This is a genomic window from Actinomycetospora sp. NBRC 106375 (assembly GCF_030269665.1).
In the GTDB taxonomy this organism is placed as follows: Bacteria; Actinomycetota; Actinomycetes; order Mycobacteriales; family Pseudonocardiaceae; genus Actinomycetospora.
This window is the reverse complement of the sequence record NZ_BSTS01000008.1, coordinates 236,704-251,934: the sequence shown is the minus strand read 5'-3', so window position 1 is coordinate 251,934 and position 15,231 is coordinate 236,704. Positions and strand designations below refer to the sequence as shown.

Annotated in this window: 17 protein-coding genes; 8 read left to right on the top strand and 9 right to left on the bottom strand. The window is 74.2% G+C overall.

Annotated elements, in window-relative coordinates:
- Nucleotides 1-53: 53 nt before the first annotated feature.
- The 3 genes from QSK03_RS15685 to QSK03_RS15675 all read right to left on the bottom strand — a co-directional run bounded on the left by QSK03_RS15685 (nt 54) and on the right by QSK03_RS15675 (nt 3,391).
- Nucleotides 54-776, bottom strand: coding sequence for a response regulator transcription factor (locus QSK03_RS15685; RefSeq protein ID WP_285653738.1), 723 nt, complete (start codon nt 774-776; stop codon nt 54-56).
- Nucleotides 776-2,308 carry an ATP-binding protein gene (locus tag QSK03_RS15680; RefSeq protein ID WP_285653821.1) on the bottom strand — a complete coding sequence of 511 codons (1,533 nt, stop codon included), beginning with the start codon at nt 2,306-2,308 and terminating at the stop codon, nt 776-778. Before QSK03_RS15680 ends, QSK03_RS15685 begins: the two co-directional genes overlap by 1 nt.
- Nucleotides 2,309-2,641: 333 nt before the next feature.
- Nucleotides 2,642-3,391 (bottom strand): sulfite exporter TauE/SafE family protein, encoded by a 750-nt coding sequence (locus QSK03_RS15675; RefSeq protein ID WP_285653736.1) that lies wholly within the window; start codon nt 3,389-3,391, stop codon nt 2,642-2,644.
- 104 nt (nt 3,392-3,495) lie between these two features.
- Between QSK03_RS15675 and QSK03_RS15670 the strand changes: the two genes are divergently transcribed.
- The 4 genes from QSK03_RS15670 (at nt 3,496) to QSK03_RS15655 (ending at nt 6,020) form a co-directional block, all read left to right on the top strand.
- A complete protein-coding gene (locus QSK03_RS15670) occupies nt 3,496-3,951 on the top strand; it encodes an ester cyclase (RefSeq protein WP_285653734.1) in 456 nt (151 codons plus the stop codon).
- Between the two features lie 19 nt (nt 3,952-3,970).
- Nucleotides 3,971-4,627 carry a TetR/AcrR family transcriptional regulator gene (locus QSK03_RS15665; protein WP_285653731.1) on the top strand — a complete coding sequence of 219 codons (657 nt, stop codon included), beginning with the start codon at nt 3,971-3,973 and terminating at the stop codon, nt 4,625-4,627.
- A 253-nt stretch (nt 4,628-4,880) separates the two neighbouring features.
- Nucleotides 4,881-5,405, top strand: a complete 525-nt coding sequence (locus tag QSK03_RS15660) for an Rv1352/Rv1906c domain-containing protein (RefSeq protein WP_285653729.1) — start codon at nt 4,881-4,883, stop codon at nt 5,403-5,405.
- Between the two features lie 102 nt (nt 5,406-5,507).
- Complete coding sequence (locus tag QSK03_RS15655) at nt 5,508-6,020, top strand: hypothetical protein (protein WP_285653727.1); 513 nt, start codon at nt 5,508-5,510, stop codon at nt 6,018-6,020.
- A 265-nt stretch (nt 6,021-6,285) separates the two neighbouring features.
- Here the strand turns inward: QSK03_RS15655 and QSK03_RS15650 are convergent, their stop codons facing one another.
- Together QSK03_RS15650 and QSK03_RS15645 are read right to left on the bottom strand one after the other, a co-directional pair.
- Nucleotides 6,286-7,065 (bottom strand): class I SAM-dependent methyltransferase, encoded by a 780-nt coding sequence (locus tag QSK03_RS15650; protein ID WP_285653726.1) that lies wholly within the window; start codon nt 7,063-7,065, stop codon nt 6,286-6,288.
- A 23-nt stretch (nt 7,066-7,088) separates the two neighbouring features.
- Nucleotides 7,089-8,786 carry a HEAT repeat domain-containing protein gene (locus QSK03_RS15645; RefSeq protein ID WP_285653725.1) on the bottom strand — a complete coding sequence of 566 codons (1,698 nt, stop codon included), beginning with the start codon at nt 8,784-8,786 and terminating at the stop codon, nt 7,089-7,091.
- A gap of 261 nt (nt 8,787-9,047) precedes the next feature.
- Here QSK03_RS15645 and QSK03_RS15640 point away from each other — a divergent pair, with 261 nt between their 5' ends.
- On the top strand, nt 9,048-9,254 hold the full coding sequence (locus QSK03_RS15640; RefSeq protein WP_285653724.1) for a hypothetical protein: 207 nt from the start codon (nt 9,048-9,050) through the stop codon (nt 9,252-9,254).
- 32 nt (nt 9,255-9,286) lie between these two features.
- A complete protein-coding gene (locus tag QSK03_RS15635; protein ID WP_285653722.1) occupies nt 9,287-9,475 on the top strand; it encodes a hypothetical protein in 189 nt (62 codons plus the stop codon).
- 75 nt (nt 9,476-9,550) lie between these two features.
- On the opposite strand, the gene QSK03_RS15630 is transcribed toward QSK03_RS15635, so the two are convergent.
- Entirely contained in the window at nt 9,551-10,102 is a 552-nt protein-coding gene (locus QSK03_RS15630; RefSeq protein ID WP_285653720.1) for a MarR family winged helix-turn-helix transcriptional regulator, read from the bottom strand.
- A 67-nt stretch (nt 10,103-10,169) separates the two neighbouring features.
- Between QSK03_RS15630 and QSK03_RS15625 the strand changes: the two genes are divergently transcribed.
- Nucleotides 10,170-11,033: an oxidoreductase gene (locus QSK03_RS15625; protein ID WP_285653718.1), complete on the top strand. Its 864-nt coding sequence runs from the start codon at nt 10,170-10,172 to the stop codon at nt 11,031-11,033.
- Nucleotides 11,034-11,079: 46 nt separating this feature from the next.
- Nucleotides 11,080-11,508, top strand: coding sequence for a hypothetical protein (locus QSK03_RS15620; RefSeq protein ID WP_285653716.1), 429 nt, complete (start codon nt 11,080-11,082; stop codon nt 11,506-11,508).
- A 61-nt stretch (nt 11,509-11,569) separates the two neighbouring features.
- Here QSK03_RS15620 and QSK03_RS15615 read toward each other — a convergent pair whose 3' ends face one another.
- From QSK03_RS15615 to QSK03_RS15605, 3 genes are read right to left on the bottom strand one after another with little or no spacing between them, the layout of a single operon-like run.
- Nucleotides 11,570-13,666, bottom strand: a complete 2,097-nt coding sequence (locus QSK03_RS15615; protein WP_285653714.1) for a xanthine dehydrogenase family protein molybdopterin-binding subunit — start codon at nt 13,664-13,666, stop codon at nt 11,570-11,572.
- Nucleotides 13,663-14,694, bottom strand: coding sequence for an FAD binding domain-containing protein (locus QSK03_RS15610; protein ID WP_285653712.1), 1,032 nt, complete (start codon nt 14,692-14,694; stop codon nt 13,663-13,665). Before QSK03_RS15610 ends, QSK03_RS15615 begins: the two co-directional genes overlap by 4 nt.
- Nucleotides 14,691-15,194: a 2Fe-2S iron-sulfur cluster-binding protein gene (locus tag QSK03_RS15605; RefSeq protein ID WP_285653710.1), complete on the bottom strand. Its 504-nt coding sequence runs from the start codon at nt 15,192-15,194 to the stop codon at nt 14,691-14,693. The genes QSK03_RS15610 and QSK03_RS15605 overlap by 4 nt, the downstream gene beginning before the upstream one ends.
- Between the last annotated feature and the right edge of the window lie 37 nt (nt 15,195-15,231).

Sequence of the window (15,231 nt, the reverse complement as noted above, 5' to 3'; positions counted from 1 at the left end):
ATCGTGAATATTGACGAAGCGGCCCGACGCGGTGGCGCGTCGGGGGCCGATGCTCAGGAGCTGCGTCTCGAGCGCTCGCGAGGGTCGGGCAGCTGGCGCAGCAGAGCAACAGCTTCCAGCTGCGAACTCACCTCCAGCTTCGCCAGGAGCGACCGGATCTGGGTGCGAACCGTCGGCATGCTCACCACGAAGTGTTCGGCGATCGTCGCGGCCCGCATCCCCGCGGCGAGCAGCTCGAGGACCTCGCGTTCGCGGGAACTGAGTCGCGCGAGACGCCGAGACAGCTCACGCTCCTGCGCCAGGTAGCGGCGATGGCGATCGAGCCATTCGCGGTGCTCGAACTCTGTCATGACCTGGCCGCCGGCCGCGGCGGTCATCACGGTGCGCAGGAGCACGTCGAACGAGCGCGACTTGGGCACGGAGCCGATCGCGCCGGCAGCGATCGCCGCGGCGATCCCCGGTTGGTCCATGCTCCCGCTGACGACCAGGACCTTCCATTCCGCCGCTCGCAGCCCATCGACCAGGTCGGCGCCGTGGAGGTACTGGCCCTCGGCATCCCGGCCCAGGTCGAGATCGAGGACAGCGAGGCCGGCGAGGTGCGGCGTCGGTCGGTCCATGAACAGGCGGATGTCCGGGACCGCGAGCGTCCTGGCGTCGAACCCCTCATTGCGGAGGGCCATCGTCAGCGTCGTGCTGAACAGCTCGTGGTCGTCGATGATCACGACCGGGTAGTCCTCACTCACCGGTACGGGTCGATCACCGGCGAGCTCGCTCATCACGAGGCGGTCCGGAGACGCGGCCGAGTCGGCGTCGTCGCGCACCACGGGTTCGCGGCCCCGCGAAGAGCCACGGTGAAGACGCACCCCGGCTCCTCGCCGCCCGGTGAGCCCGGGGTGAGGGCGCCGTTCTCGGCCGCGAGCAGACGACGGCACAGGTAGAGGCCGAGGCCGAGACCGCCCGCGCGTTCGTCACACACGCCACGCCCGAACATCGCGTCCTCGGCACCGGGTGGCAGGCCTGGCCCGAAGTCACGGACCTGCACGATCACCCGGTCGTCGCGGCGCAGGGCCGTGATCTCGACGGGGCTGCGCGGCGCGTGTCGCTCGGCGTTCGCGAGGAGGTTGGTGACGACCTGAGCGAGCGTCGTGGAGGACCCGATCGCGTGGAGGTCCGGCTCCACCTCCAGCCGGATGTCCATACCGGACGAGTCGCGCAGTGTCACGAGCCCATGCAGCACCGGCGCGACGGCGTAGGGCGTCACCAGCTCCGCACTCCGGTCGCCGACCGGGGATCGGAGCAGCATGTCGAGCCGGCTCAGCTCGGAAGCCACGACGGTGCCCAGCCGCTGCGGATCCGGGTAGCTCCCGTCGACGAGGGCCGCCGCGCCCGCGAGACCGGCGAGTCCGTTGCGCAGTTCGTGATCACGTTCGGCGGTGTGCGCGAGCCGGGCCACCGCGAGTCGGAGTTCTTCCTCCAAGGTGTCGTGCCGGTTATCGAACTGGGCCAGCGCCTGCCGGGCCAGACCGAGGGCGCCGCACAGCACAAGAGTGACGGCGACCAGGCGGAGCCCGGTCGAGACTTCCTCGGCGTCCACCAGAGGCCACTCGAGCGTCGTCAAGCGCAGGGCCCGCGCGACGCCCAGCAGGGCGATCCCCACACCGACCAGCCACAGACCTCGGTTCTGGCGGTTAGCCGCGCGCGCGGCAATCGCGACGCCCGACGCTGCCCACGCCAGCGTCAGACCGACGCCGATCGGTACGACGCCGGCCACCTCGCGCACCGTCTCGGGGAGAGCCGTACCCAACGCGGCGGCTCCGATGACGGCCGCGGCCGTACCGAGCAGCACCGCGAAGACACGCTGGAGCGAGAGCCGGGGCGGCGCGATCGCCGCGATCAGGAGCAGGCACATGACGATGCCGTCGGCGAGGACCCGCACCGCGACGGTGTCCGGGGCGGGGTGGACCGCCGCGATCGTCGAGGTCGGGATGACGAGCAAGCCGTAACAGGCGAGCGCCATGCTGACCCAGCCAGCCTGGTGGTCCGCACCGAAGCGGGCGGCGAACACCGCCAGCAGTGCCGCCGCGGCACCCGAACCCGCCGCGGCCAGGGCCAGGACCAACGCGAGATCGTCGGCGGCCAGCCGGCCCTCCACGAACCAGCCCGTTGCCACCAGCACGACTCCGGCACCGAGGGCGAGTACGTACTGGCACACGCGTCGAGGTTGGGTGACGTGATCGACCGAGACCGCGTCGGAGGCGCCCGCCGCGCTTCTGTCGAGGACCGTCCTGATCTCTAACCGCCCCTTCATCGCCACTCCCCCGCGGCAGGACTTCGGGCGACAGGACTCACCCGAGAACGACATGACCAACAATCCCGATGAGCAGGACCGGGCGGGAGAATCGACAGCGACCAGACCCCGACAGCTGGCAGCGCGGCTCCCCCCCAGGTGCCCCTGCGAACCGGGACGCTAGCAGCGGTGTGTGATCGATTCGAGGTTTCGGACCACACTTGGGTGGCTCTTGTTATCTCGAATGCACGAATATCGACGGAGAGTACAGCGTATCGCGGTCCAGAGTGACGCTACTGGGTGAACGCGGAGCGGCCACCTGCCCCCCATTTGTCCGCCGAACGTCAGCGGTGCTCAATTCACGACCAGCCGCACGATCGCCACGAGCCCGACGACGACGATCACCGCCCGGAGCACGGTGGGCGAGAGCCGCCGCCCGATCCGCGCGCCGAGGAGGCCACCGATCGTGGAGGTCACGGCGAGGATCGCCACGACAGGCCAGCTGATCGGCGCCACGACCGCGTAGATCGCCCCGGCGACGAGGTTGACCACCGCGGCGAGGACGTTCTTGTAGCCGTTGAGGCGCTGCAGCGGCTCGGTGAGCAGCAGGCCCATGACGCCGACGAGCATGATCCCCTGGGCGGCGGTGAAGTAGCCGCCGTAGACGCCGATGAGGAAGATCAGCGGGTAGAGCAGCCAGCCGCCGCGCGACCCGCCGCCGGACCGCTGCAGACGGCGCGTCAGCCACGGCTGGACGACGACCAGCACGAGCGCGATCCCCACGAGGAACGGCACGATCGTCTCGAACGCGTCCGGCGGCAGCGACAGCAGCAGGATCGTCCCCACGACCGCGCCGAGCGCCGACATCACCGACCAGCGGATCAGCTGCCCGCGGGCGCCGGCGATCTCCCCACGGTAGCCCCACGCGCCGGTGAACGAACCGGGGATGAGGCCGATCGCGTTCGACGTCGTCGCCGTCACCGGCGGGTAGCCGAGGGCCACGAGCACCGGGAACGTCACCAGCGTCCCGGATCCGACGACCGTATTGATGGTCCCTGCCCAGATTCCGGCGAACGCGATCAGCAGGCCGTGCCACCACGTCACGCGCGGACCCTAGGCCCGGTGCCCTCCGACGGCCCGGTGGAACGCGCGGGCGCGTTCCTCCAAGATCGTGGCGGCGCCCGGTGTCCTGGTTGGACTCTCGTTCCATGAACACCGCAGAGACCCTCGCCCATCAGGTCATCGCCTCCTTCGAGGCCGACGAGATCGAGCGCATCGGCGAGCTCGTCACCGAGGACTTCGTCGATCACGGCGCCCCGCCCTGGATGCCACCGGGCAGAGCGAGCTACGTGAACACCATGCGCTGGCTCAAGGACGTCCTGAAGATTCGCTACGAGGTCCACGAGACCCTCGCGCAGGGGGACTGGTTCGCCGCGCGCGCCACGGTCCACGGCGTGGCGACGTCCGAGCACCTGGGCTTCCCGGCGACGGGCCGCCCGTACGCGATGGAGACCATGCACCTCTACCGCGTCCGCGACGGCCTGCTCGCCGAGCACTGGGGCGTGCGCGACGAGCTCGGGGCGCTGTGGCAGTCCGGGGCGCTCGAGCCGCCCGCGCCGCCCGCGGCGTTCCTCCCTGTCGCGTCCCTGCCCGTCGAGGCCTGAGCAGGAGCATCCTGCGGTGGTGGCCGACACGCCCCGCGCCGCACCGCCGGCGCACGCGCACCGCGCCGAGCAGGTCCGCGAGACGCGGGCGCGGGTGCTCGGCGCGGCGCGGGAGCTGTTCGTCCGGCGCGGCTACACCGGCGCGACGGTCGACGCGATCGCCCTCCGCGCCGGGGTCAGCCCGCAGACCGTCTACAACGTCATCGGGACCAAGGCCGACGTCCTCAAGGCCGTCTACGACGTGGCGCTGGCCGGCGACGACGAGCCCCTGGCGGTCGGCGAGCGCCCGCACGCCGCCGCGATGGCGGCCGCGCCCGACGCCGCCACGGCGCTGCACCTCTACGCGCGGGTCGGACGACAGATGCTCGAGCGCGCCGGGCCCCTGCTCACGACCGTGCACATCCAGGCGCCCGGCCGGGATCCGCACGTGCGGGCGTTCGTCGAGACGATCGAGCGCGAGCGAGCGCTCGGGACGGCGACCACTGCTCGCTTCCTGGCCGACCGCTTCGGCCTGCGCGCGGGGCTCACGGTCGCCGAGGCCGGCGACATCCTGTGGACCCTCACCGCGCCCGAGACCGCCGACCGTCTGCTGCGCCGGTGCGGGTGGAGCCTCGACCGCTACGAGGCCTGGCTCGCGCGGTCGATGACCGAGTCGGTGCTGGGCACGGACGTGTGAGGTGCGCGTCAAGCACACCTGACGGCGATCGTCAGCCCGATCGTGTGACGCTGCCGGGCGTCTGTGGCGATAGTCGGTGTGGGGGGACGGAGGAGAGCGCCCGCCGCGCCCGACGCTGGGGAGCGGGGTGGCTCGGCGGGCGCTCTCCTGGGCGGACGCGCGCGGGACGAGGCCCCGCGCCGCGACGGTCACGGTCAGGGAGGTGAGCTGCGTGGCTTCGGTCTTCGATCCGGAAGGCGGACGCTATGTCCGGGTGCCGGAGCCGCCGGCGCGCCGCTCCGACCCGGCGATCCCCCCGTCGCCGACAGAGGCCGACACGGTGCGCGTGCGGCCGGCGGCGGACCCGGTCGTGCCCTCGCCCCGGGAGTCACCGGAGCTCGAGGAGCCCCGGGCGGATCGCGCCCCGCCGGGACGCGCTCGCCGCTGGGCCGCCGGCGTCGCCTTCGTCCTCGTCGCCGTGGCGGTCGGACTGGTGCTCGGCACCCGCCACCCGGTGCCGACCGCCGCCGCGCCCGAACCGCCGGTCTTCCGTCCCGGCGTGCACGTGGTGGGCGACGGGCCCTGGCAGATGCCGGCGGGGGTCTACGCCACCTCGGGGCCCACCGGCGCGGCCACGTCGTGCAGCTACGTACGTCTCCTCGGCTTCGACGGGTCGGCGGGGGCCGTCGCCGGGCAGCGGACGGTCGCGGGACCGGCGAGCATGCACCTGCGGCCCGGCGACGCCGGCGTCGTCCTCGAGGGGCCGTGCGACTGGGCGCCGCGGCCGCCCGTGGGCTGACGGCTCACGACGCGGATTCCGGGCATCCAGCGACCGCCACCGTCTCACCCGCCCGGGGTGTCCGCCGCGTGCCGTCCTGGCGCGGGCACCAGGATGCGGCGGGTGACCGACACGCTCGCCCTGCGCTGGGGCCCGCTGCGCCTCGAGGTGGAGCACGCGGTCTACGAGACGGTCGTGCTGCTGACGGTGCTGGTGGTGGCGCTCGACGACGGCATCGCGGACTTCGGCGAGGCCGCGCTGGTGGCCGTGGGGCCGCTCGTGGCGACGTTCGCCGCGTACGTCTTCGCCGGCGTGCTGGCGCGGGTCAGCCGGACGGGAGCGCCACCGCTGGCCCGGGGCGAGATCCGCCGCATCGTCGGCCACTCGGCGCAGGTCCTCCAGCTCGCCGTGCCGCCGGTGGTGATCGCGATCGTCGGCGCCGCCACGGACCTGTACACGCCGGAGGAGGCCGTCGACGCCGTCATCTGGTTGGGGCTGGTCTTCCTCGTGGTGATCGGCGGCATCGGCGGCTACCGCGCGCGGCGCACCGTGCTCGCCACGGTGCTCGGGGCCGTGGCCGCGGGGGTTGTGGGGCTGTTCGTCCTGTTGCTGCGGCTGATCCTGGAGCACGGCTGAGCTCGTCCGGTCTCCCGGGAACGATGACGGCGCGGCGGACGTCTCCTTGTCATGGTGTTCTCGGCGCGCCGCCTGCTGACGGCGGCTCTGCTCGTGGTCGCCGCGGTGATCTGGACGCGGATCAACAAGCCCGTCGAGGGCGCGACGCTGCTGGAGCTGTCGTCGCGCCACGGGATCACCACCGCCGACCTGCTCTCGGCGGTCGCCCTGGCGATGGCGATCGTGATCGCGTGGCCGAGCCCACGGCCGGCGAGCCCGACGGTCGCTAAGCCGCCGCGGCCGGAGCGGGTCTGGCCCGGAACCACCGTCCCGACCGCGTCCCCTCCAGGCGCTCCAGGCCGGCGTCCGGGAACCAGTCCCGGGCCCGCTCGGCGGTGACGACCACCCATCGCCGCGCCACCGCCCGCGCCAGCGCGACCCACTCCGGGTCGAGCGGGGTGGGCACGGTGTGCTCGCGGGCGAGGGTGAAGCCGGTGTCGGACGCGCGGGGGCCGCCGAACATGGGGTCGAGCAGCACGACGTCGACGCCCTCGCCGGCCGCAGCCATCGCCGCGAGCACCTGACGCGAGTCGCCGCGGCGGACCTCGACCGGCGCCGAGCCGGCGCGCGGGATAGGGCCCGCGAAGCCCTCGGTGGCCAGCAGGGCGAGGACGAAGTCGGCCTCGATGCCGATCACGGCGCCGTCCCGACCGACGGCCCAGGCGGCGACGAGGGCGTCCCGGCCGAGACCGAGCGTGGCGTCGAGGACGTGGTCGCCCGGCGTGAGCTCGCCGGCACGCACCAGCGGGTCGGTCTGGCCGTGGCGCAGCGCCCGCAGCCGCTTGGCCGCCGTGCCCTGGTGGAACGCGAGCCGCCCCCGCGCCGACTCGGCGACCCAGCCCTCCTCGGTGCACACGAGTGCCGTCGTCGCGTCGCCGCGCACCGTCGCGACGGAGGCCTTGCCCCGCTCGACGAGCGGGAGACCCCAGGTGTCGGCGACCCGTCGGGCCTCCGCGCGCACCGCGTCGGACGCCGACTTGCTCGTCGTCACGACGACGCCGCTCACGCCGGTCACTCCGCTCGCGCCGGTCACCGGTCGGCGTGCAGGTAGGTGCGCGAGTCGGGCAGGCACATGGGGGCGTCGGCGCGCGCCTTCACCCGCTCGGTGTCGAACACCCGCAGACCCCAGCGCGCGAGGGCGACGGTCGTCCGGTCGGCGTGCGGGTCGGTCGCGACGTCGGCGAGGGCCGGCCGGGCGCCCGGCTGCCGGGTGACGCCGAGGGTGTACGCGGCGGCGTGGCGCGGGCCGGGAGCGGGATGCCGGAGGAGCGCGGCGAGGTCGTCGACCGGGACGCAGTGGCGGTGGGTGCGCCACGCGCCGGTGCCGCAGGTGTCACCGATGCCCCACGCCGCGGCGTGCAGGACGGCCGGGTGCTCCGTCCCGGCCGCGACGATCTCGCGCAGCCGCGGCAGCGAGTCGTGCCCCTGGAGGTAGCCGAGGACGAACGCGGTCCGCTCGCGCAGCCAGCGGGGCACGCGGTCGGGGTCGCGGGGCATCGCCGAGATCGCGGTGGCGGCCACCCCGCTGACGTGGGCGACGTTGAGGACGTCGAGGGCCCGGCGCCGGCGCGTCTCGTCCAGGGTCAGCAACGCCTCGGCGACGAGCACCTTGGTGCCGTCACGCACCGAGCCGGGCAGCAGGGCGGGGTCGGCGTCGTCGAGCGCGTCGAGCACGACCTGCACCGCGGCCGGCTCCGGGCGGCCCGGCGGCCAGGGCCACAGTCGTCGCCCGTGCACGGACGACGGCGGCGCCAGCCACTCCGCCGGCGCCTGGTCGCCGCGGTGGGACAGGACCGCCGCGGCCCACGCGAGGCCCTCCTCGTCGCCGGGCTGCCCGCCGACGTCGGCGAGGAGGGAGTCGACGTCGCGGACGGCGCGATCGGCGGCCACGGCGAGGGCGAACATCCGCTCGCGCACCGGGCGCTCGCCGTCGCGCGCCCGGGCCACGATCGCGGCGTCCACCCAGTCCCACTCGGCCGGCGCGAACCGCAGCGCCTCGACCACCAGACCGGTGGCCGGGTACGGGTCGGCCGGCGGCCGTTCCTCGACCGCGAGGAGCACGTCCTCGATCTCGTCGAGCAGCTCCCGCTCGCCGCTGGCCAGCGGGAAGCCCTCCGCGTGGCCCGCGCGGCGCAGGCGGACCCGCCAGAGCATGCGGGTCAGTGCGCGCAGGCTGCGGAAGCCCATCGGCGACTGGTAGACCTCGCGGCCGATCTCCGCGACGGCCGGGAGCCCCAGCCGCGCCAGGACGTTGATCGCGGACGCACCGACCGTCGGGGGCAGCCCGGTCACGGCCAGCAGGTCGACCAGCGTCTGGCGGGCGTGCTCGCCCAGCGGGCCGGTGAGCAGGCGCTCGGTCTCGCGGCGGTCGCGGGCCTCCTGCACCAGGTCGCGGAGGGCCTCGCCCCGCACGATCGCCTCGACCGCGTCGCGCGCGGGCCCGGTGGCGCACAGCTCGCCGAACCACGCCCCGTGCACCCGCACGCCCGCGTCCGCGTCGCCCTCCTCGGCGAGCTCCTCGCGGAGGCCGACGAGGGTGGCGAGCGGTCGGCGGATGTGCGGCTCGATCTCCGTGGCCTGGGGCAGGGCGACCAGGGCGCGCTCGAGGTCCTGCAGGAACGACCTCGTGATCGTGGCGCGGTCGGCGGACGGGCGCCCGTACAGCGAGGCGTGGAGGTTGGACTCGCGCTTGCCCATCCGCTCGGCCAGCTCCGCGCGGGAGGCCACGTTCCGATCGATGAGGGCGATCGCCGCAAAACGGACGAGGCTGTCACCGGAATCGAGCGAAACGGACACCGGCCGGGTCTCGCGACCCCGACGCCTCGATGGCATGCACGATTATCTTCTCCCGCCGGGCGCAGGATCAACGGTTTTTCTTCTGCTTCCGCATCCCGGGGGGCTCCCTAAAGTCATGCACAGGTTGGGGGGAGCTCCAGGGTCCCGGCGCCACATCCGGCGCCGGCCCGGAACACCAGGGGAGGGAACATCATGATCGGGACCGTCGTCATCGCCGCCGCCGTCGCCATCGGCGCCATCTTCGTCATCGGCCTGCTCGTCGGCGCCAGCGTGCACCGCACCATCACCGACGAGGTCCGTCGCCGGCGCGACCAGGACCTGCTGCGCAGCCACCACGCCGTCACCGTGCGCCGTCTGCGCGCCGCGGCCGACGGGGAGGGCTTCACGCTCGCCGGCTGAGACTCGGGGCCCGACCGTGACAGGGTCCCGGGATGACGCGGCGGGGGCGGCTGGTGCTGGCCGGGGTGCTGGTGCTCGTGGCGCTGGCGTGGCTGCCGCTGAACAAGCCCGTCGAGGGGCCGAAGCTCCTCGTGCTCTCCGAGACCCACGCGATCGTCGCGGCCGACCTGCTGTCGGTGCTGCTCGTGGTGATCGCGATCGTGCTCGTGCTGAAGCGCTGAGACGACGAAGGCCCCGGCCGCCACCTGGCGACCGGGGCCTCCGCGTGTCGGGATCAGGTGTGGCGTCTCCGAGGGTCAGCGCTCGACGCGCTGAACCGGCCCGCGCGCCGGCGCGTGCCGGCCGAGCTCACGCTCGACGTGCCCGAGGAGCGCCGCGAGCAGGTCGTTGAGGGCGGTCAGGTCGTCGCCGTCGAGCGCGCCGGTGACCAGGCTGTGCTCGACATCGGTGCGCCGGTCGGTGGCGGACCGCCAGCGCTGCCGACCACTCTCGGTCAGCCGCACCGGGCGGCTGCGGCCGTCGCCGGACCGGGGCGCGGGCTCGACGAGGCCGGCGCGGGTCAGGCGGTCGAGGCGCAGGCTCGTGCTCCCCGAGGTGATGCCGAGGGTGCGGGCGATGTCGCCGGGCAGGAGCTCGCCGTCGCCCCGCGCCAGCACCGACAGGGCCTCCAGGTCGCCGACGCTCATGTCGTGGTCGGCGGCGGCGTCGGCGATCACCTCGTCGAACAGCCGCGAGAGCCGCCGGATGCGCTGGCGGGCAGACTCGACGTCGGGCTCTACAGCGGGGAGATGGGCCATCCACGTCGGGAGCTCCACGTCGACGGCGTCGCGGGGCTCGTCGGTGGTCACGGCTCGACACTATCTTGGCACTCAAGCTAGATTGTCTTGATACCCAAGGCATCAGGAGGTGGCGGCGATGAGCACGCCGCAGGACGGGGCCGGGAAGGTCTGGCTCATCACCGGGACCAGCACCGGGTTCGGGCGCGCGATCGCCCGGGCGGCGCTGGCGCGCGGGCACCGGATCGTGGCGACCGCGCGGAAGGAGGGCGACGTCGCGGACCTCGCCGCGGAGGCGCCCGAGCGGGTCCGCACCGCGGCGCTCGACGTCACCGACCCGGTCGCGGTCACGGCGGCCGTCGACCGCGCGGTGGCCGAGTTCGGCCGGATCGACGTCGTGGTCAACAACGCCGGGTACGGCAGCCGCGGCGCGTTCGAGGAGTTCACCGACGCGCAGATTCGCGCCCAGTTCGAGGTCAACGTCTTCGGCGCGCTGGCCGTCACGCGTGCGGTGCTGCCGGTGATGCGGGCGCAGGGGTCGGGTCACGTCATCCAGATGTCGTCGATCGCGGGGGTGCGTTCGGCGCTCGGCGGGTCGGCGTACTCGGCGACGAAGATGGCGCTCGAGGGCGCGTCCGAGGGGCTCGCGGCCGAGGTGGCGCCGCTGGGCATCAAGGTCACGATGATCGAGCCCGGGCCGTTCCGCACGGACTTCGCGGGGCGCTCGCCGGTCGTCGCGGACCCGATCCCGGCCTACGCGGAGATCCTCGAGACCTCGCGCGCCCGGTTCGCGACGCTCGACGGCACCCAGCCGGGCGATCCCGAGCGGGCCGCCCGCGCCGTCGTCGACGTCGCCGCGATGGACGACCCGCCGCTGCGTCTGCCGCTCGGCGCGAACGCGTTCGACACCGTGCGCGACACGTTCCACGCGCGCCTCGCCGAGCTCGACGCCGTCGAGCCGCTCGGGCGGGACACCGACTTCCCGGCCGCCGCGGCGACCTGATCACCCCGCGGTGGCGACCCTCCGGCACCCCTGACACCGTGGGCCGGTGATCGCAGCGGCGCGGGTGGTGCTCGGGCTGCTGCTCGCCGTGCTCGCGGTGACCGGGTGCTCGTCGGAGTACACCGAGGGCACCTCGGGGCCCGCGGCGCGGCCGGACCAGTCGCTCGAGGCCGCGCGCACGAAGCTGGAGCTCGTCCAGCAGGACGCCTGCTACACGTCGCGTGACGTCGCGGGGCTGTACCCGCGGTGTGGGCGGTGGGAGGAAGAGGTGCTGAACGTGGCGAACGCGGCCTCGGTCGCGCGCCCGGACCAGCGGGAGATCACCGATCCGGCGGCGGCTGTCGTCGCCGGTCACGACCACTTCCTGCGCGCGGGCTGTGCCACGGGCGGCGCGGCCGACCAGTGCGTCGCGGCGATCACCGAGACCCGTGACGCGGTGACGAGCCTGGGCCGGGGGATCACCACCGCCCGGTGACCCGAGCCGTACGTGAGCGAACTTCGGGGCTATAGCCCCGAAGTTCGCTCACGTACGCCGGTCAGAGGAAGGCGTCCAGGGTGATCGGGAGGGAGCGGACGCGGACGCCGGTGGCGTGGTACGCGGCGTTGGCGATCGCCGCCGCGACGCCGACGATCCCGATCTCGCCGATGCCCTTGGTGCCCATCGGGTTGACGTAGGGGTCGTCCTCGTCGAGCCACTCCACGTCCAAAGTGCCGACGTCGGCGTTCGTGGCGACGTGGTAGCCGGCGAAGTCACGGTTGACGACGTGGCCGAAGCGGTCGTCGAGCACGCTCTCCTCGTGCAGGGCGGCCGAGAGCCCCCACGTCATGCCGCCGAGGAACTGCGAGCGGGCGGTCAGCGGGTTCACGATCCGGCCCGCGGCGAACACCCCCAGCATCCGCGGCACCCGGATCTCGCCGGTGTCCGCGTGCACCGCCACCTCGACGAAGTGCGCCCCGAAGGCGTGCATCGAGTACTCGCCGGCCCACGGGTTGTCCGGCGTGTGGGCGTCGGCCTCGTCGCCGTCCTCGGGGTGGTCGCCGTACTTGTCCCGGAAGCGGTCGGCCGCCTCGACGATCGTCGCGCCCCACGACGTCGTCCCCGCCGAGCCGCCGGCCGGGCCCGCCGGGCCGAACGCGGTGTCGCCGATGCGCAGGTCGATCCGTTCGACTCCGACGTCGAGGGCGTCGGCCGCGATCGCGGTGAGCGCCGCCCGCGCGCCCTGACCGATGTCGGAGGCGGCGATCTCGACGGTGTAGCCCGCCGTGTCGCCTGTGCCGGTCGCCCGGATCGTCGCCTCCGAGCCGGGGAACCGCGGGACGGGGAAGGACGCCGAGCCCACCCCGGTGCCGTGCCACCAGCCGTCGACCAGTCGCGCCCGCGGCGCCGGGTCACGGTCGGCCCACCCGAAGCGCTCCGCGCCCCGGCGCAGGCAGGCCACGAGGTTGCGGCTGGAGTACGGGAGCCCTGACTCCGGGTCGACCTCGGGCTCGTTGCGCAGCCGCAGCTCGATCGGGTCGATCCCGAGCTCGATCGCCAGCTCGTCCATCGCGCACTCGCCCGCGAAGCTGCCCGGCGCCTCCCCGGGGGCGCGCATGAACGTCGGCACCCCGATGTCCAGGGGCACCACGCGGTGGGTCGTGCGCCGCGTCTCCGCCGCGTACATGCCGCGGCTGAACGCGGCCGCCGGCTCGACGAACTCGCCGATCTTCGAGCCTTGGTCGACGACGTCGTGGGTGATCGCGGTGAGCCGGCCCTCGCGGTCGGCGCCCAGCGCGACGTGCTGCACGGTCGCCGGCCGGTAACCGACCAGGTCGAACATCTGCTGGCGCGTCAGCGCGTACCGCACCGACCGGCCCGGCACGGCCTGCGCCGCGAGCGCGGTCAGCATCGTGTTCGGGTGGGTGCCGCCCTTCGAGCCGAAGCCGCCCCCGACGTGCTGGGCGACGACGTCGACGTCGGACTCGTCGAGCCCGAACGCCGCCGCGAGCGCCTGCCGGGTCCAGCTCACGGCCTGGGTCGCGTCGTGGACGACGAGCCGGCCGTCCTCCCAGCACGCGACGGTCGCGTGCGGCTCGAGGGGCTGGTGGTGCTCCATCGGCGTCCGGTAGGTCCGGCGCAGCGTGACCGCGGACGCCGCGAGCGCGGCCTCGGGGTCGCCGCGGGTGTCGTCCGTGACCCCGACGACGAGGGCCTCGGGGGTGTAGAGGTCGGGGGAGTCCTCGTCGAGGACGGCCGCGTGCGGCTCCTCGACGACCTCGACCGACACCAGCGACGCGGCCTCCCGCGCGGACTCCGAGGAGGTGGCGAGCACGGCGGCGAGGTACTGGCCGTGCTGGTGGATCGTCGACGACTGCAGCACGCCGTGGTCGGCGTCGGCCTCGCGGGCCAGGCGCGGGGCGTTCTCGTGGGTGAGGACGGCGACGACGCCCTCGAGCGCCTCGGCCGCGCTCGTGTCGATGGCCGTGACGCGCCCGCGCGCGACGCCTGCCTGCACCGGGAACAGGTACAGCGCGTCGCTGCCCGGCGTCTCGACGGTGTAGCGGGCCGTGCCGCGGACCTTCTGCGGACCCTCCGGCCGCGGCATCGCCGTGCCGACGGCGTGCGGGACGAAGGGACGGGATGCGGTGGTCATCGGGCCTCCTGCGCAGAGTTCTCCGCCAGCCCGCGCAGCGCGGCGGCCAGCGTCGCGGTGACCAGCGGGAGCTTGAACGCGGTGCCGCCGCGCGGGCTCTCCACGGGCCGGGCGTCGACGAGCTCGGCGCGCGCGGCGGCGCGGTAGGTGTCGTCGGTGGCCGGGGCGCCGACCAGCGCGCTCTCGGCCGCGGTGGCGCGCCACGGCACGTGGGCGACCCCGCCCAGGGCGACGCGGGCGTCGGTGATGGTGCCGCCGTCGTCGACCGCCAGGGCGGCGGCGACCGAGACGAGCGCGAAGGCGTAGGACGCCCGGTCACGCACCTTGCGGTACGTCGAGTGCGCGGCGATCGGCGACGCCGGCAGGTCGACCGCGGTGATCAGCTCGCCGTGGGCCAGTGTCGTGTCCCGCGTCGGGTCGTCGCCCGGGAGGCGGTGGAGGTCGGTCAGCGGGATCGCGCGCTCGCCGTCGCGGCCGAGGACCCGCACCTGCGCCTCGAGCGCGACGAGGGCGACCGCCATGTCCGAGGGATGGGTGGCGACGCAGGCGACGTCGGCCGGCTCGTGGGTGGCGCCGAGGACCGCGTGGTGCCGGGCCCAGCCGTCGAGCGCCGAGCACCCCGAGCCGGGCTCGCGCTTGTTGCACGGCGTCGTGAGGTCCTGGAAGTAGACGCAGCGGGTGCGCTGGAGCAGGTTGCCGCCGGTGGTGGCCATGTTGCGGAGCTGGCCGGACGCGCCGGCGAGCAGGGCATGGGCGAGCGCGGGGTAGCGGGCGCGCACCCGCTCGTCGGCGGCGAAGTCGGCGTTGCGCACCCCGGCGCCGATCCGCAGCCCGCCCTCGGGGAGATCGGTGATCTCGGTGGAGGTCAGCCCGGTGACGTCGACGAGCGTGCTCGGCGCGGCGAGGCCGAGCTTGAGGTGGTCGACGAGGTTGGTGCCGCCGGCGAGGAACGCGGCGTCCGGGTCTGCGGTCACGGTGGCGACGGCGCCGGCCGCGTCGTGGGGGCGCTCGTAGGCGAAGGGCTTCATCGGGCCACCTGCTCGACCGCGTCGACGATGTGCGCGTACGCCCCGCAGCGGCAGAGGTTGCCCGAGAGGCGCTCGGCGATCTCGGCACGGTCGAGCCGCACGTCGCCGGTGAGGTCGTCGGTGACGACGCTCGGCGCGCCGTGGGCGGCTTCGTCGAGCATGCCGACCGCGGAGCAGATCTGTCCGGGCGTGCAGTACCCGCACTGGTAGGCGTCGTGGTCGACGAAGGCCTGCTGCAGCGGGTGCAGCTCGCCGTCGGGGGCGAGGCCGTCCGCGGTGGTGATCTCGGCGCCGTCGTGGGCGACGGCGAGGGACAGGCAGGACAGGGTGCGACGCCCGTCGAGCAGCACCGTGCAGGCGCCGCATTGGCCGTGGTCGCAGCCCTTCTTGGGACTCGTGATGTCGAGGTGCTCGCGCAGGGCGTCGAGCACGGTGGTGCGGGTGTCGACCGTGAGGCTGTGGTGGTGCCCGTCGACGGTCAGGGTGAGGTCGAGCTTCACGAGCTAAGAGGTACCACGTTCCGGTTACGGCTACGCA

What these genes read in the sequence shown, in the direction of transcription:
- QSK03_RS15615 (WP_285653714.1), bottom strand. Translation starts at nt 13,666, where the DNA reads ATGACCACCGCATCCCGTCCCTTCGTCCCGCACGCCGTCGGCACGGCG.
- QSK03_RS15670 (WP_285653734.1), top strand. Translation starts at nt 3,496, where the DNA reads ATGAACACCGCAGAGACCCTCGCCCATCAGGTCATCGCCTCCTTCGAG.
- QSK03_RS15680 (WP_285653821.1), bottom strand. Translation starts at nt 2,308, where the DNA reads ATGAAGGGGCGGTTAGAGATCAGGACGGTCCTCGACAGAAGCGCGGCG.
- QSK03_RS15635 (WP_285653722.1), top strand. Translation starts at nt 9,287, where the DNA reads ATGACGCGGCGGGGGCGGCTGGTGCTGGCCGGGGTGCTGGTGCTCGTG.
- QSK03_RS15640 (WP_285653724.1), top strand. Translation starts at nt 9,048, where the DNA reads ATGATCGGGACCGTCGTCATCGCCGCCGCCGTCGCCATCGGCGCCATC.
- QSK03_RS15685 (WP_285653738.1), bottom strand. Translation starts at nt 776, where the DNA reads ATGAGCGAGCTCGCCGGTGATCGACCCGTACCGGTGAGTGAGGACTAC.
- QSK03_RS15625 (WP_285653718.1), top strand. Translation starts at nt 10,170, where the DNA reads ATGAGCACGCCGCAGGACGGGGCCGGGAAGGTCTGGCTCATCACCGGG.
- QSK03_RS15610 (WP_285653712.1), bottom strand. Translation starts at nt 14,694, where the DNA reads ATGAAGCCCTTCGCCTACGAGCGCCCCCACGACGCGGCCGGCGCCGTC.